At 68.6% G+C, this 15,182-nt stretch carries 14 protein-coding genes; 10 read left to right on the plus strand and 4 right to left on the minus strand.

Translation table 11 applies throughout. The features are described from left to right. Nucleotides 1-29: 29 nt before the first annotated feature. Nucleotides 30-1,001 (plus strand): thioredoxin-disulfide reductase, encoded by a 972-nt coding sequence (trxB, locus tag FHT19_RS04100; protein WP_169474034.1) that lies wholly within the window; start codon nt 30-32, stop codon nt 999-1,001. Here the strand turns inward: trxB and FHT19_RS04105 are convergent. From FHT19_RS04105 to FHT19_RS04120, 4 genes are read right to left on the minus strand one after another with little or no spacing between them, the layout of a single operon-like run. Continuing rightward, a complete protein-coding gene (locus FHT19_RS04105; protein WP_169474035.1) occupies nt 998-1,777 on the minus strand; it encodes a hydrolase 1, exosortase A system-associated in 780 nt (259 codons plus the stop codon). The two genes, trxB and FHT19_RS04105, sit on opposite strands and share 4 nt — an antisense overlap. Beyond that, a complete protein-coding gene (locus tag FHT19_RS04110; RefSeq protein WP_169474036.1) occupies nt 1,774-2,463 on the minus strand; it encodes a hypothetical protein in 690 nt (229 codons plus the stop codon). The genes FHT19_RS04105 and FHT19_RS04110 overlap by 4 nt, the downstream gene beginning before the upstream one ends. Next, nucleotides 2,456-2,731, minus strand: a complete 276-nt coding sequence (locus FHT19_RS04115) for an acyl carrier protein (protein ID WP_169474037.1) — start codon at nt 2,729-2,731, stop codon at nt 2,456-2,458. The genes FHT19_RS04110 and FHT19_RS04115 overlap by 8 nt, the downstream gene beginning before the upstream one ends. A gap of 10 nt (nt 2,732-2,741) precedes the next feature. Further along, complete coding sequence (locus FHT19_RS04120; RefSeq protein ID WP_169474038.1) at nt 2,742-3,779, minus strand: GNAT family N-acetyltransferase; 1,038 nt, start codon at nt 3,777-3,779, stop codon at nt 2,742-2,744. 41 nt (nt 3,780-3,820) lie between these two features. Here FHT19_RS04120 and FHT19_RS04125 point away from each other — a divergent pair, with 41 nt between their 5' ends. The 9 genes from FHT19_RS04125 (at nt 3,821) to FHT19_RS04165 (ending at nt 15,181) form a co-directional block, all read left to right on the plus strand. After that, nucleotides 3,821-5,350, plus strand: a complete 1,530-nt coding sequence (locus FHT19_RS04125; RefSeq protein WP_169474039.1) for an acyl-CoA ligase (AMP-forming), exosortase A system-associated — start codon at nt 3,821-3,823, stop codon at nt 5,348-5,350. A gap of 10 nt (nt 5,351-5,360) precedes the next feature. Further along, nucleotides 5,361-6,608: a pyridoxal-dependent decarboxylase, exosortase A system-associated gene (locus tag FHT19_RS04130; protein WP_169474040.1), complete on the plus strand. Its 1,248-nt coding sequence runs from the start codon at nt 5,361-5,363 to the stop codon at nt 6,606-6,608. A 295-nt stretch (nt 6,609-6,903) separates the two neighbouring features. Continuing rightward, nucleotides 6,904-7,518, plus strand: a complete 615-nt coding sequence (locus tag FHT19_RS04135) for an XrtA/PEP-CTERM system exopolysaccharide export protein (RefSeq protein ID WP_179506429.1) — start codon at nt 6,904-6,906, stop codon at nt 7,516-7,518. Nucleotides 7,519-7,576: 58 nt separating this feature from the next. Beyond that, nucleotides 7,577-9,094 carry an XrtA system polysaccharide chain length determinant gene (locus FHT19_RS04140; RefSeq protein ID WP_168554500.1) on the plus strand — a complete coding sequence of 506 codons (1,518 nt, stop codon included), beginning with the start codon at nt 7,577-7,579 and terminating at the stop codon, nt 9,092-9,094. Between the two features lie 11 nt (nt 9,095-9,105). Continuing rightward, nucleotides 9,106-10,239 (plus strand): AAA family ATPase, encoded by a 1,134-nt coding sequence (locus FHT19_RS04145; protein WP_169474041.1) that lies wholly within the window; start codon nt 9,106-9,108, stop codon nt 10,237-10,239. Continuing rightward, complete coding sequence (locus FHT19_RS04150) at nt 10,236-11,933, plus strand: preprotein translocase subunit YajC (protein WP_169474042.1); 1,698 nt, start codon at nt 10,236-10,238, stop codon at nt 11,931-11,933. Before FHT19_RS04145 ends, FHT19_RS04150 begins: the two co-directional genes overlap by 4 nt. Nucleotides 11,934-11,955: 22 nt before the next feature. After that, nucleotides 11,956-13,224: an XrtA/PEP-CTERM system-associated ATPase gene (locus FHT19_RS04155; protein ID WP_169474043.1), complete on the plus strand. Its 1,269-nt coding sequence runs from the start codon at nt 11,956-11,958 to the stop codon at nt 13,222-13,224. Nucleotides 13,225-13,238: 14 nt separating this feature from the next. Continuing rightward, nucleotides 13,239-14,123, plus strand: coding sequence for an XrtA system polysaccharide deacetylase (locus tag FHT19_RS04160; protein WP_169474044.1), 885 nt, complete (start codon nt 13,239-13,241; stop codon nt 14,121-14,123). After that, nucleotides 14,120-15,181, plus strand: coding sequence for a FemAB family XrtA/PEP-CTERM system-associated protein (locus FHT19_RS04165; RefSeq protein WP_169474045.1), 1,062 nt, complete (start codon nt 14,120-14,122; stop codon nt 15,179-15,181). Before FHT19_RS04160 ends, FHT19_RS04165 begins: the two co-directional genes overlap by 4 nt. The last annotated feature ends 1 nt before the right edge of the window (nt 15,182 follow it).

Consider the following 15,182-nt stretch of genomic DNA (forward strand, 5'->3'; position numbering starts at 1 on the left):
TATCTCGCGCGCCATCGGAAGGAGTTTCCATGGCGACGACGCACAAGACCCGCATGCTTATCATCGGTTCCGGCCCGGCTGGCCTGACGGCCGCGATCTATGGCGCACGCGCCGGGATGGAGCCGATCGTGGTGCAGGGGCTTCAGCCCGGCGGGCAGCTGACCATTACCACCGATGTGGAAAACTATCCCGGCTTTCGTGACGTGATCCAGGGCCCCTGGCTGATGCAGGAAATGCAGGCCCAGGCCGAGCATGTCGGCACGCGGATGATCTGGGACACGATCACCGACATCGACCTGTCGGGCCCGCCGTTCCGCGCCACCGCCGACAGCGGCGACGTTTTCGAGGCCGACACCCTGGTCATTGCCACCGGCGCCCAGGCCAAGTGGCTGGGCGTTCCGGGCGAACAGCTGCTTTCGGGCAAGGGCGTTTCGGCCTGCGCCACTTGCGACGGGTTCTTCTATCGCGGCAAGAAGGTGGTGGTGATCGGCGGCGGCAACACCGCCGTGGAAGAAGCGCTCTACCTCACCAACCATGCCGAGCATGTGACGCTGATCCACCGCCGCGACAGCTTGCGCGCCGAACGCATCCTGCAACAGCGCCTGCACGCCCATCCCAAGATCAGCGTCTTGTGGAACAAGGCCGTGGCCGCGTTCGCCGGCGATCCGCTGGCAGGCGGCCTCAAGGCGGTGGAACTGGTCGATACCGTCACGGGTGAAGGCAGCCGCGTGGAAACCGACGGCGCATTCGTCGCCATCGGCCATGCCCCCGCCACCAGCCTGTTTGCCGGCAAGCTGGAACTGGACGAGAGCGGCTATATCGTGGTGCAGCCCGGCACGCCCAAGACCGCCATTCCTGGCGTGTTTGCCTGTGGCGACGTGATGGACCACACCTATCGCCAGGCGGTGACGGCGGCCGGCACCGGCTGCATGGCCGCGCTCGACGCGGAACGCTTCGTGGCAGAGCTGGACTTCGCCACGGCGCAATTGACCCAAGCCTAACGCAGCGTTTCAAGCACCTGCTCCACCAGCCAGTCCTGTGCATCGGCAAAGGAATGGCTGGTGCTGGCATGGCCGATCACGCGGCTGTCCTGGCCCCAGTGGCTGGCAAAGAGCTGCGCGGTGCGATCGCCTTGTGCCAAGAGGATCGTGACCCGCCCGGCATAGCCGGCCAGCCCGTTGCGCATGTCCTCGGCCAGGGCGGAACGCGCCTGTGGCCCGGCGGCGGTGCGCAGGCCGCCGGCCAGCTTGCCCAGCGCAACCTTGCCCGCGAGCAGCCGCACCCACTGGCGCGGATCGGACAGCCGGCGCAAGTAGTGCCGGCGCAGCGCCGCGGCGGAATGGACCGGTGCCGTTTCGTTTTCCGCGTCGACCGTCCAGGGATTGCACCCGATCACCCCATCGAGCCCGGGCAGCGTGGCAGCATTGAGCATCAGCGCGCTGGCCGCGTCGCAATTGCCCATCGCGAACACCCGCTTCACATGCGGCGCAGCGGCCCGAAACGCGGCCAGGGCGGCGGCAATGTCGGGCGCGCTGGCGCGAAAGCCTTGGTTTTCACCCGCACTGTCGCCCACCCCGCGCCGGTCGAAGCGGAACGTGGGCACGCCTTCGCGCGCCAGGCGGGCCGAAAGAGTGGACTGGCCGCCCCAGGCCCCGCTGCGGATTTCATTGCCGCCCGAAACGATCAGCACGCCCACCGCGCCGCTGGCCGTGCCCATGTCGAGCGTGCCGAACAGCTGGCTGCCCTGGCAGGCAAAGGCGATGACGTGCCGGTTCATGCGGCAAGGTCTGCCACGATGCGCGCAGCCAGCGCCTGGGCCAGGGCGGGCGCCGGGGCCGGTTCCTGGCGAACCCAGGGGGCAGGACCGGCCGCGCCCAGATCGGATAGCGCAATCGCCTGCTGCCCTTCGCCGGCCGGCAGCGCCCCGTGCAGGCCCGCGATGAGCGCCGCGCCGCACGGGTAGCCGGCCAGCACCAGGCCCTGCGTGCGCCCTTGCTCCAGCAGGGCGGCGGGGCTCGCGTCTTCGTTCCTGGCCCTTGCGGCCAGGCTCGCGGCGCGCAGCAGCGGGCGCAGTACGGCATCGCCGCTGACCGGCGCCAGCGCCCAACCGGGCAACGTGGGCGGGGCCACCAGTGCGCCGCCGCGCAGCGCAAGCACATGGCTGGCGGCAAAATGGCGCGCGGCGGCGATCATCGCGGCCCGCCAGGCGTTGAGGCTTTGCGCGGCGAAATCCTGCACGCTTTCCCCGCAGCCGGGCAGATCGGGCAGCACCGCCGCCACGCCGGCTGTGGCCAGATGGCGCATGACCGCGGCCAGCATGGCACGGGCGCGGTTCATTTCATCGAACAGCGGCGGCACGATCAGCACGCGCGCCGCATCGCCACTCTGCGTCACCAGCGCCCATTCGCCGTCTGCCCCGGCACCGGGGCAGGGCCAGCGCATGGGGGCCAGCGCTTCAGCCATGGCCCTGCTTGCGCGCCACGAAAGCCAGCAGCGCGCCATAGGTTTCCAGCAGGTCGCCGTCGATTTCGTCTTCTTCCAGAACGAAGCCGAAGCGATCTTCCAACGCGGTGAAAAGGCCCGCGACGGCCATCGAATCGAGTTCGGGCAGCGCGCCGAACAGCGGCGTCTGCACGGTGAAGCCAGCAGCGCGCGCCGGGGTGAGGCCCAGCACATCGGCCAGCAGGGCGCGCAAGTCGGCGTCGAGCGAAGCGGGGATCGTTTCAGACATTGTCGGCGCCTTAACCATCCGCCGGTGGTGGAGCAAGCCGGCTGCGCCCGGCCGCGCGCCGCACCAGGCCGCGCAGCAGGGCCGGCCAATGCCGCCAGGCGGCGGGATGGTGCGCGCGCAGGCGCCAGCGGGTGCGGGCCTGGTCCATCCAGTCTGCCTTGTAGGGATCGTCGCCCGTGCCGAAATCGATGGCGCGCACGCCATCGCGGTCGATCACATGGGCAAACATCGCAGCCGAAAGCAGCGTGCCGGGAGAGGCGCCACGCGCATCCTGGCGGTGGGCCAGCTTGTGGATGAAGGCGGTGCCGGCCTCCACGCTCCACATTTGCGCCGCCACCGGTTGTCCGTTCAACGTTGCCACGCCCAGTCGCAGCGCGCCGGCCGCGCTTTCGCCTTGGGCAAAGGCGCGCAGGAAAGCCGGGTCGCCCTCGGCCGGTTTCCAGCTGGCGGCATAGACCGCTTCATAGGCCGCCCAATCGCCCGCATCGAACGCGGTGCCCACGCGGCATTGCACCGCCCCGCTTGCCCCCTTGCGCCGCACCGTGGCGCGCAGGGCGCCCGGCCGCGTTGCCCACCAGGTGGCAAAATCCTGCCCGTCCAACGTCATATGCCGGTTCACATGGGCCGGTTCGACCGCCACCACCCAGCCGGCGGTGCGAAAGGCACGGGCCATCCAGCCAGCCTCCCGCGTGGGGAGCGGCACAAAATCGAGCGCGCCATGGCGGGCCAGATCGCGGGCAAGGGCCACGAGCATCGCTTCGGCCCGCTCGGGCGCATCGGTCAGCGGCCGCGCCCAGAAACTGTACCAGTTGGCCAGTGCGCCAAGGCCATGGCGTGTGGCCACCAGGGGCAGGGCCAGCACCGCGCCATCGCCGTCTTCCGCCACGGCCAGGAAGGCACGGGCACCGGGAAAGGCGTGGCTTGCCAACAAGGCCAGCCAATCGGCGCGGTCAAACGGGCCATCCGTATTGCCGCGCGCCAGCAGGGCTGCCAGGCGCGGATGGTCTTGCACTTGGGCAAGTTCGGCATGATAGACCCGGCACGCCACGCTTGGCCCTGGTTCCCTTCGCTCGATCCGTCAGGAGTGCCGTGACCGTTCCGCCCGACCCCACCGTGCATCCGCTGGACCATCTCGCCTTGCGGGGCAAGGCCGATGCACCAGCCTTGGTGCTCAAGGACGAGGTGCTAAGCCACGAGGGGTTAAATCGGCGTGTAGGGCAATTGGCTGCCTGGCTGGCGGCGCAACCGGGCATCGTGCCCGGGGCACGCGTGGCGACGTGGCTGGGCAAGGGGCTGATCGCGTGCCTGATGCCGCTGGCCGCGGTGCGCGCGGGGCTGGTCCATGTGCCGATCAATCCGGTGCTGCGCCGCGCGCAGGCCGCGCATATCCTGGCAGACAGTGGCGCTGCCCTGCTGCTGGCCAATGCCGGGCGGCTGGAAACGCTCGATCCGGGCGATCTGGGCGGAGCGGCAGCGCACGATGAAGCCGTTGTGCTGGCTGCGCTCGATGCTCTGGCGCCGCTGCCGCCCAGCGCAGCCACGCCCGAAAGCCTGGCTGCGCTGCTCTACACCAGCGGCTCCACCGGCCGGCCCAAGGGCGTGATGCTCAGCCAGGCCAACTTGTGGCTCGGCGCGATCAGCGTGGCGCATTACCTGGGCCTGGCGGCAGACGATCGCGTGCTGGCGGTGCTGCCCCTGGCGTTCGATTATGGGCAGAACCAGTTGTTGTCCGCCTGGGCGGCGGGGGCCTGCGCGGTGCCGATGGATTACCTGATGCCGCGCGATGTGGCGCGCGCGGTGGCCCGCCACGGGATCACCACGCTGGCTGCCGTGCCGCCGCTGTGGCGCCAGCTGCTCGACGTGCCCTGGCCCGATGGCGCAGGGGCCAGCTTGCGCCGCTTGACCAACAGCGGCGGCGCGCTCACCCCCGATCTGGTGCACGGCTTGCGCGGGCAATTCCCCCAGGCGCGGCTGTTTGCGATGTACGGTCTGACCGAGGCGTTTCGCTCCACCTTCCTCGATCCCGCGCTGATCGACGACCATCCCACTTCCATCGGCACGGCGATTCCCTTTGCCGAAGTCATGGTGGTGAACGACGCGGGCGGGGAAGCCGCACCGGGCGAGGAAGGCGAACTGGTCCACGCCGGGCCGCTGGTGGCGCAAGGCTATTGGCAGGACGCCGTGCGTACCGCCGAACGCTTTCGCCCGGCACCCCCCTTTGCCAAGCTGGGTGGCATGGCGGTGTGGTCTGGCGACAGGGTGCGGCGCGATGCCTTGGGCCTGCTCCATTTTGTCGGACGGCGCGACGCGATGATCAAGACGTCGGGCCATCGCGTCAGCCCGCAGGACGTGGAAGAGGCCGCGCTCGCGACCGGCCTGGTGGCCGAAGTGGTGGCGCTGGGCCTGCCCGATGCGGCGCTGGGCCAGGCGATCCATCTGGTGTGCCGCGCCATGCCGGGCGCGGCGCTGGACGAGGCGGGGCTCCGCGCGGCCATGGCGCAGGACCTGCCCGCCTTCATGCTGCCTGCGCGGGTGCATTGGCGCGATGCCTTGCCGCTTTCGCCCAATGGCAAGCACGATCGTGCCGCTCTTTACCGGGCCTTGACCGGTGAGCGATAAGGCGAAGTCCATGAAACCGCTTGGCCCGATCCCGCCCCATTTCCACAGCCAGGGCGCTGACCTGCTGATCGCCGGTCGCCCGGCGCGCGATTGGGCGCAGGCCCATGGCACGCCGCTGTTCGTCTATGATGCCGGCGCCGTTCGCGCCCGCGTGGCGCAGCTGCGCGCCGCGCTGCCGGCGCGGGTGCGGCTGCATTATGCGGTGAAGGCCAATCCATTTGGCCCGCTGCTGGCTTTGCTGGCGGAATTGGTGGACGGGTTCGACATCGCCTCGGCCGGAGAACTGGCGCTGCTCAAGGCGCAGGGCATCGATCCGGCGCGCGCCGGCTTTGCCGGGCCGGGCAAGCGTGACGCGGAAATCGCCGCTGCGCTCGCCGCCGGGGTGACACTGCACTGCGAATCCGCACGCGAGGTGGAACGCGCGCTCGCCCTGGGTGCGGCGGCGGGGCACAGGCCCAAGCTGGCGATTCGCGTCAATCCCGATTTCGACTTGCGCGGATCGGGCATGAAAATGGGCGGCGGGGCACGGCCCTTTGGCGTGGACGCGGAGAATGTGCCGCCGTTGGCGCGGCGTATCGTGGCATCCGGGGCCGATTGGCGCGGCCTGCACATCTATGCCGGCAGCCAGGCGCTCGATGCCCAGGCGGTGATCGCCGCGCAGGCCGCCACGCTCGATCTGGCGGCGCGCCTGGCCGGTGAAGCCGGGGTGCCGCTGCCCACGCTCAACCTGGGCGGCGGCTTTGGCATTCCCTATTTTCCCGGTGACACGCCGCTCGATCTGGCGGCCGTGGGCGCGGCGCTTGGCGCGCGGCTGGCCGAGTTGCCCGCGGTTCTCCACGACACGCAGCTGACCGTGGAACTGGGCCGATACCTGGTGGGCGAGGCCGGCGTCTATCTGGCGCAAGTGGTGGAACGCAAGGAAAGCCGGGGCGAGGTGTTCCTGGTCACCGATGGGGGCTTGCATCACCAGTTGGCCGCCAGCGGCAATTTCGGTACCGTGGTGCGGCGCAACTATCCCGTGGCGATTGCCACGCGGATGGATGCCCCGGCCACCGAGATCGCCAGCGTGGTGGGCTGCCTGTGCACGCCGCTCGATCGGCTGGCGGACAAGGCGGCGCTGCCGCGCGGGCAGGAAGGCGATCTGGTGGCGGTGTTCTGCGCGGGGGCCTATGGCGCCACGGCCAGCCCGGCGGCGTTCCTGGGGCATGGACCGGCCAGCGAAATCCTGGCCGAAACCCCGGTGGACAGGGCGGGTTAATCTTTGCCGGGGCACCCGTCCCGAATTGGGACCGGGGCCGCCAAGCGCCTTGCCGCCCAAGGCGCTTGGCAACAAGACTAACCGTATCTTCACCCTTTTTGTCGATAGCCGAAGGTGAAGGTCGCAGGCCCCGATGGTCCCGATAGGGGACACTACGTAGGGTCGGCGCAAGAGTCAGACAAAGGAACTGTCCGCGATGCCGTCCCATTCCGGCCCAATCCCGAACGCCGCCCGGAGCGCTGCGCAGAGCGTCGCCCGGATTGCCGCTGGGCGCGGACGTCTCGCCCGTACGAGCCTGGGGGTGGCGTGCATTTCGCTGTTGCTCACCGGCTGTGCCGGCGGCGCGCACGGTCCGCAGTTGCCGCCCGCCTCGTTCGTGGCCCTGCAAGAGGGGCCGGGCGAGGAATACGTGATCGGCCCGCTGGACGAGCTGACCATTTTCGTATGGCGCAATCCCGAGCTTGGCGCGCAAGTGCAGGTGCGGCCCGACGGGCGCATCACCACGCCGTTGATCACCGACATGCCCGCCGTGGGCAAGACCCCCTCGATGCTGGCCGAGGATATCAAGCTGCAGCTTTCGCAGTATATCCAGGAGCCGATCGTTTCGGTTATCGTCAACAAGTTTGCCGGCACGTTCAGCCAGCAGGTGCGCATCGTGGGGGCCACCGAAAAGCCCGCTTCGATTCCCTACCGCGCCAACATGACGCTGCTCGATGCCATGATCGCGGTGGGCGGGCTGTCGGAATATGCCGCCGGCAACCGCGCGCGGCTGATCCGGTTCGACAAGACCACCGGCAAGCAGACCGAATATGCCGTGCGCATCGGTGATCTTTTGCGCAAGGGCGATACCAAGGCCAATGTCATGCTGATGCCCGGTGACGTGATCATCATTCCGGAAAGCACGTTCTGACGATGGCTGCGACGGATCCCATCCGCGCGGGCCACCAGCCATTGGAGCGCGCGCCGCGATGACCAATCTTATCGATGAAGTGCGCATTGCGCTCTATGGCATCTGGCATCGCCGCTGGATGGCGCTGGGCGTGGCCTGGCTGGTCTGCCTGCTGGGTTGGCTGGTCGTGGCCATGGTGCCCAATTCCTATGAGTCCAAGGCGCGCATCTTCATCCAGATCGACGATGTGCTGTCCGACCAGATCGGCATCAACGGCAATGCCAAGCAGGATATCGAGCGGGTGCGCCAGACGCTGACCAGCACGGTCAACCTGGAAAAGGTGGTGCGTGCCACGCGGCTGGGCGACAAGGTTACCAACGACAAGCAGATGGAATCGGCCGTGGCGGGCCTGGCCACCCAGATCAAGGTGGTGAGCCAGCAGGACAACCTGTTCGAGATCAGCGCCACATCTGGCCGCAGTTCCTATACCGACGCGCAGAATGCCAAGCTGGCGCAGGACGTGGTGCAGAAGATGATCGACATCTTCCGCGAGGAAAACCTGGCCGGCGGGCGTGGCGAAATGACCGACAGCCTGGCCTTCATGGACCAGCAGCTGGCCGATCGGCAAAAGGACCTCGAAGCGGCCGAGCAGAAGCGCCAGGAGTTTGAAGCCAAGAACGCCGCGCTGATGCCGGGCACTGGTTCGGTTTCCGCCAAGCTGGAAGGCGCGCGCAGTGAGCTGCGCGGGGTGGAATCGGATCTGCTGGCGGCGCAAAGTGCGCTGGCCTCGATCAACGGGCAGCTTTCGGGCACGGCACCCACCATCACCATTCCCGGCGCCCAGGGCGGCGCGCGCGGCGCCCTGGCGCAGGCGCTGGCAGACATGGCCTCGATGAAGGCGCGCGGGCTGACCGACAGCCATCCTGATGTGCTGGCGGCCAAGGCCCAGATTGCCAGCCTGCAACGCCAGGCTGCGGCCGAAGGCGGCCATGCCGGCACGCCCAACCCGGCCTATGCCTCGCTCCAGTCGATCAAGGCCGATCGCGAGGCCAGCCTGGTTTCGCTGCAATCGCGCAAGGCCTCGCTCCAGCAGGAAATCGGCCAGCTGACCGGCCAGCAATACAGCGAGCCTGCCGTGGCCGCCGAAGCATCGCGCATCAACCGCGACTATGACGTGCTCAAGGACCAGTACGACAAGCTGCTGCGCGATCGCGAGCAGCTGCGCCTGCGCGGCCAGGTGGAAAGCGAGCACAACTCGGTCAAGTTTGACGTGATCGACCCGCCCAGCACGCCGCGTGGCCCTTCGGCGCCCGATCGCCCGCTGCTGTTGATGCTGGTGCTGATCGTCGGGCTGGCGGCGGGCTGCGGCGTGGCCTTTGCCATGGCGCAACTGCGCTCCAGCTATGCCACGACGGGCCAGCTCGAACGCGCGACGGGCATGATCGTGCTGGGATCGGTCTCGCTGACCCAGACCGCCGCCGCCCGCGCGCGGCAGTGGAAGCAATTGAAGCTGTTCGGCGGTGCCACGGCTGGCCTGGTGCTGGTATTGATGGTGCTGTTGGCGGTGGAATTCATGAAACGGCGGATGGTGGCGTGAAGGGGCAGGACATGACCGACCAGAGCGATACGCCCCAGCCGCCCCGGGAAACCCCGCGCCGCGCGGCCCCCTCGCTGATCGAGCGGGCGGCGGGCACGTTTGATTTCCGCCAGCACATGCGTGCACCGGCGGTGCCGCCGCTGCCCGCCAAGGCAGCGCCACCGCCCGCCGCGACGCCGGCGCCCACACCCACTGCCGAGCCCACGCCTGCGCCGGCCAGCGAACCCGCGCCAGCGCCTGCTGCGCCGGATCCTGTCGCCGCGCAATCGGCTGAGCCAGACCCGATCGTGCCCGAACCGCCGGCGTTTGCGCCGGAAGGGGCGCAAGTGTTCATTCCGGCCCCCGCCGAGGCCGCGCCGCCGGAAAGCGACGCGACGCTCGATGGCATTCCCTCGCGCCAGCGGTTCAAGAAAGCGGCCCAGCCGATCGACCGCCGCCTGTTGCGCGAGCAATGCCTGATCGAACCCGAAGGGCCGGTCAGCGCGCTGCTGGAAGAGTTCCGCATCGTCAAGCGCCAGCTTTTGCTGACGGCGGCGGATTCGCGCGCCGGGCGCACCGGCCGCCATGGCGAGCGCATCCTGGTCTGCTCGGCCCATCCGGGCGAGGGCAAGACATTCTGCGCGGTAAACCTGGCGCTGTCGATCGCGGCGGAAAAGGACAACGAAGTCCTGCTGGTCGATGCCGACTTTGCCAAGCCTTCGGTGCTGTCCACGCTGGGCCTGCCCGGCGGGCCGGGGCTGATGGATGCGCTGGCCGATCCCGAAGTCATGGTCGAGGAATGCATCATTCCCACCGATATTCCGGGCCTGTCCGTGCTGCCCGCCGGCAACCAGACGGGGTCCGATACCGAATACCTCGCCTCGGTGCGCACCCGCGCCATCCTGGATCGGCTGACCGCGCAGTCGCCCAGCCGCATCGTGATTTTCGACAGCCCGCCCGCGCTGGCCGCTTCGCCCGCATCGGAACTCGCGATGCACGTGGGCCAGGCGCTGATGGTGGTGCGCGCCGACGTGACCGGAGAAGCCGCGCTGCGCGATGCAGTGGGCATGCTTTCGGGCTGCGCGGACATCAAGCTTCTGCTCAACGGCACGCGCTTCTCGCCCACTGGGCGGCGCTTTGGCACTTACTATGGATACAAGGAATGAAACGCACTCGTTCCATTATCCTCACCGGCTTGCTGGCCGGGTCCGGTCTGGCAGTTGCGCCGGGGGCCCTGGCGCAATCGTTGCCCTATCAGGTGGGCAGCGACGATGGCGCCGCAGCGTCTGACGCAGAGGGCGCCGCGCCGCGCAGCGGGCACAGCGCGCGCGGTGCAGGATCGGGCGTGCGCACCACGATCCGGCCCTATCTGGAAGTGACGCAGAACCTGCTGGCGCAGATCACCCCCGGCAATGACGTGGTGACTTATACCACGTTGGCGGCCGGGGTGGATGCCACGCTGGCCGGGCGGCGCACGCAGGGCCAGATTTCGGTGCGCTATGAACGCCGCTTCGTGGAAAAAGGGCGGGTTGGCGATTCCGACACCATTTCGGGCATGGCGCGCGTGTCGCACCAGCTCGTGCCCCGCACGCTGAGCATCGAGGCCGGCGGCCTTGCCGCGCGCACGCGGGTGGAGGCGAATGGTTCGGCCACGCTCAATCCGCTGTCGGTCAACGATGCGGTCAGCCAGGTCTATTCGGTCTATGCTGGGCCCGCATTGACCACGCACGCGGGCGAAGTGGCGATCAATGCCAATTACCTGGCCGGCTATACCAAGCTGACCCAGAAGAATGCCTACCAGCCCGCCGCCGGGCAGCCGCGCGTGGACCTGTTCAACCATTCGGTGGTGCAATCGGCGCAAGTCTCCGCCGGGACCAAGGCCGGCACGGTGCTGCCGGTGGGCCTGACCGCCAGCGCCGGGTGGGACCGCGAAGACATCTCCAATCTGGACCAGCGCATCGACGACAAGCGAGTCGGCCTTCAGGCCACGCTGCCGGTCAGCCGCACGGTGCAACTGGTGGGCGACGTGGGTTGGGAACATATCCGCGTCTCTTCGCGCGATGCGCTGCGCGATGCCAGTGGCAATGCGGTGGTGGGCAGCGATGGCCGCTATGTGACCGACACCAGCAAGCCGCGCCAGATCGCCTATGACAGCAATGGCCTGACCTGGGACGTGGGCGTGATGTGGCGGCCCAGCCGGCGCACCTCGCTGTCGGCCTTCGTCGGCCGGCGCTATGACAGCACGACCTATTTCGGCAGCTTTTCCTATGCGCCCAACACGCGCAGCTCGTTCAACATCTCGGTCTACGATGGCATTTCGGGCTTCGGATCGAGCTTGTCGAACGCGTTGAAGCAAGTGCCGACCGACTTTGCCACTGGCGGCGCTTCGGGCTGCGGCATTGGCGCCACGGGTGGATCGTGTGTCAATGGCGCGCTGTCTTCGGTGTCTTCGTCGGTGTTCCGCCAGCGCGGGGTGAGCGCGACCTATGGCTTTGCCATGGGCCGGCTGCGGCTGGGCGTGGGCGCGGGCTATGTTCGCCGCCGCTTCATTGCCGCGCCGGGCACCGTACTCGCCCAGGCCAATGGCACCGTTGACCAGAGCTGGTACGTGACCGGCGGGGTTTCGGGCCAGCTGGGCCGCGACGCGAGTTTCAGCGTGGCGGTCTACGATGCCTGGTACGACAGCGGCACGGCGTTGCTGGGCAATACCAATTCTTATGGCATCTATGCCTCATACTATCGGCGCCTGGCCGATCGTCTCACCGCAACGGCTTCGGTTGGGCTTGACGGGGTGAGCCGCGATCTGGCTGCGGACCAATTGGAAGCGACAGGCCTCATCGGCTTGCGCTACACGCTCTGACGGTTCAGGAGGCGACACGCCCATGTACGATGATTTCTACCGCCTTTCGGCCCGTCCGTTCCAGCTGACGCCCGATCCGGATTTCTATTTCGAAAGCGCCACGCACAAGAAGGCGCTGTCCTACCTGGGCTATGGCCTGGCGCAGAGCGAAGGCTTCATCGTCATCACCGGCGAAGTGGGCGCGGGCAAATCCACCCTGGCGGCGCATCTTCTGGCCAGCATCGACCCGGCGCAGCTGACGGCCGCGCAGATCGTGACCAGCAAGCTCGATGGCCAGGAACTGGTGCACATGGCCGCGCGCGCGTTCGGCCTGGATGTGGCCGGCCATGACAAGGCCGCCGCGCTCGCCCGGATCGAAGCCTTCCTGCATGACGAGGCCCGCGCGGGGCGCCGCTGCCTGCTGGTGGTGGACGAAGCGCAGAACCTGAGCGTGGAAGCGCTGGAAGAACTGCGCATGCTGTCCAACTTCCAGTTGGGCGCGCATCCGCTGTTGCAGATCCTGCTGCTGGGCCAGCCCGAATTCCGCACCCTGGTGCAGCATTCGCCCCGGCTGGAGCAATTGCGCCAGCGCGTGATCGCCACGCACCACCTGGCGCCGATGGAGCCGGATGAAGTGGGCCCCTATGTGGAGCATCGCCTGGCCCGCGCCGGGTGGAACGGCAACCCGGCATTTGAGCCGCGCGTCTATGCCGATCTCGCCCGCGCCAGTGGCGGCATTCCCCGCCGGATCAACCAGATTTTGAGCCGCGTGCTGCTGGCCGGCGCGCTGGAGCAAACCAACCGGATCGAGGCCGGGCTGCTCCACGCCGTGCTGGACGATATGGCTGCCGACAGCGCGGCACCGGCGCCGGAAGCCGCTGCCGAACCAGCACAGGCCCCGCAAGCCGCGCCCGCCATGCCGCAGGCCGCATCGGCGCAGGCGCTGGGCCTGACCACCGACACGTTCCACGGCGAGGGCGAGGCGCAGCAGCCCGCGTCCCAGACGCAGACCCACGCCTTTGACCTGGCCGCGATCGAGGCCGCCATGGCCAGCCGCGACGAGCAGATTGCCGAATTGCAGCAGGCGGTGATCGAAGTGGCGGAAATGCGCGCCGCGATGGGCGACCAGGCCGCTGCGGCCCAGGCCGATGGCGAAGCCCGCACGGCGGCGCTGGAAGCCGCGCTGAGCGATGCCGCCGCGCGCATCGGCGTGCTGGAACATCGCCTGGCCGAGCAGGAGCAGGCGATCCGCCACGTGCTGACCATGCTGATCGAATGGTTCGAAACCGACCGCCCCAAGCGCGCGGCCTGAACGAAAGAGCGGCCATGCCATTGCCTGTCATCAACGGCCTTTCCGTCGACGTGGAGGAATGGTTCCAGGTCGGCGCGTTCGAAAAGGTCATCGCTCGCGCGCAATGGGACGGCCTGGATTCGCGGGTGGAGCGCAATGTCCGCGCGATCCTGGCGATGTTTGCCGCGGCCGATGTGAAAGCCACGTTCTTCACGCTGGGCTGGGTGGCGCAGCGCCATCCCGCGCTGGTGCGCGCCATTGCCGATGCCGGGCATGAGGTGGCGAGCCACGGCTGGGATCACCAGCGGGTCTTCACCATGGACCCGGCGGCCTTTGCCGCTGACCTTGCCCGCGCGCGCGATGCGCTGGAACAGGCAAGCGGCCAGGCGGTGACCGGCTATCGCGCGCCGAGTTTCTCCATCGATGCGCGCAATCCCTGGGCGCACGATGTCCTGGCGCAGGCTGGCTACGCCTATTCCTCGTCGGTAGCGCCGATCGTGCACGATCACTATGGCTGGCGCGAGGCGCCGCGCTTTGCCTTTCGCCCGCTGGCGAATAGCGCGCTGTTGGAAATTCCGGTGACCACCGCGGAAATCGCCGGGCGGCGCATGGCAGCGGGCGGCGGCGGGTTCTTCCGCTTGCTGCCCTATGGCGTTTCGAGCTGGGCGATCCGCCAGGTCAATGCCGCAGGGCGCCCGGCGGCGTTCTATTTCCACCCCTGGGAGATCGATCCCGATCAGCCGCGCCGCAACGACGCACCGTGGCGCTCGCGCTTTCGCCATTACACCAATCTGGCTGTGATGGCGCCCAAGCTGGAGCGGTTGGTGCGTGATTTCGCCTGGGGGCAGATGGACGAACTGGCCGCACGTGAAGCCGCCTGGGTGGATAGCGCGCCCGCGCCGCTTCCGGCTGCGGCATGAACGCGCCGTTCCGCCTGGGCGCGCCGACCGTGCGCGAGGCCGGGCCGGATGACCGCGCCGCCTATGACCGGTTCCTGGCCGGGCACGACGACGCATCGGTGTTTCACGATCCCCGCTGGCTCGATGCCGTGGCGCAGGGCAGCGGCCATGCCAGCCGGCTGTTGCTGGCCGAACAGGCCGGCGTGATCGTGGCGGCGCTGCCTTTGCATGCGGTTTCGTCGGTACTGTTCGGGCGGGCGCTGGTGTCCACCGGCTTTGCCGTGGGCGGCGGGATCGTGGGCGATGCGGCCGCGGCGCCCGCGCTGGTGGCGGCTGCGCAAGACCTGGCCCAGCGCCTGAAAAGCCCGACGATCGAACTGCGCGGTGGCGTGCTGCCTCAGGCGCCGGGTTGGCACGTCAAGCAGGACAGCCACGCCGGCTTCGTCATGCCGTTGGCGGCCGATGACGCCGCACAGTTGCAGGCCGTGCCGCGCAAGCAGCGGGCCGAACTGCGCAAGGGGCTGGCCCAACCGCTGGAAATCCGCACCGGGAATGGCGCGCAGGACCGCGCCTGGCACTATCGCGTTTACAGCGAATCCGTGCGCAACCTGGGCACGCCGGTGTTTCCGCGCCGGCTGTTTGCCCGCGTACTCGATGCCTTTGGCCAGGATGCCGATATCCTGACCGTGCTGCACGCGGGGCAACCGGTGGCCAGCGTGCTCAGCCTTTATCACGGCGGCGCGGTCATGCCCTATTGGGGCGGGGGCGTGCTGGCGGCACGCGCCCTGCGCGCCAACGACGTGATGTATTATGCGCTGATGAACCACGCGCGCGGGCGCGGCATGGATCGCTTCGATTTCGGGCGGTCCAAGGTGGATTCGGGGGCCTATCACTTCAAGCGCAACTGGGGTTTCGTGCCCCAGCCGCTGTCTTATGCGCACTGGACCGCCGACGGCCAGGCGCCGCGCGACGTGAATCCGCTCAGCCCGCGCTACCAGGCCAAGATCCGTCTGTGGCAGAAACTGCCGTTGCCACTGGCCAACCTGATCGGGCCGATCATCGCGCGCGGGCTGGCCTGAC

Origin of the sequence: Novosphingobium sp. SG919, assembly GCF_012932495.1 — a bacterium.
In the GTDB taxonomy this organism is placed as follows: Bacteria; Pseudomonadota; Alphaproteobacteria; order Sphingomonadales; family Sphingomonadaceae; genus Novosphingobium; species Novosphingobium rhizosphaerae.

What these genes read in the sequence shown, in the direction of transcription:
- FHT19_RS04130 (WP_169474040.1), top strand. Translation starts at nt 5,361, where the DNA reads ATGAAACCGCTTGGCCCGATCCCGCCCCATTTCCACAGCCAGGGCGCT.
- FHT19_RS04150 (WP_169474042.1), top strand. Translation starts at nt 10,236, where the DNA reads ATGAAACGCACTCGTTCCATTATCCTCACCGGCTTGCTGGCCGGGTCC.
- FHT19_RS04140 (WP_168554500.1), top strand. Translation starts at nt 7,577, where the DNA reads ATGACCAATCTTATCGATGAAGTGCGCATTGCGCTCTATGGCATCTGG.
- FHT19_RS04105 (WP_169474035.1), bottom strand. Translation starts at nt 1,777, where the DNA reads ATGAACCGGCACGTCATCGCCTTTGCCTGCCAGGGCAGCCAGCTGTTC.
- FHT19_RS04145 (WP_169474041.1), top strand. Translation starts at nt 9,106, where the DNA reads ATGACCGACCAGAGCGATACGCCCCAGCCGCCCCGGGAAACCCCGCGC.
- FHT19_RS04115 (WP_169474037.1), bottom strand. Translation starts at nt 2,731, where the DNA reads ATGTCTGAAACGATCCCCGCTTCGCTCGACGCCGACTTGCGCGCCCTG.
- FHT19_RS04160 (WP_169474044.1), top strand. Translation starts at nt 13,239, where the DNA reads ATGCCATTGCCTGTCATCAACGGCCTTTCCGTCGACGTGGAGGAATGG.
- FHT19_RS04165 (WP_169474045.1), top strand. Translation starts at nt 14,120, where the DNA reads ATGAACGCGCCGTTCCGCCTGGGCGCGCCGACCGTGCGCGAGGCCGGG.
- FHT19_RS04110 (WP_169474036.1), bottom strand. Translation starts at nt 2,463, where the DNA reads ATGGCTGAAGCGCTGGCCCCCATGCGCTGGCCCTGCCCCGGTGCCGGG.
- trxB (WP_169474034.1), top strand. Translation starts at nt 30, where the DNA reads ATGGCGACGACGCACAAGACCCGCATGCTTATCATCGGTTCCGGCCCG.
- FHT19_RS04155 (WP_169474043.1), top strand. Translation starts at nt 11,956, where the DNA reads ATGTACGATGATTTCTACCGCCTTTCGGCCCGTCCGTTCCAGCTGACG.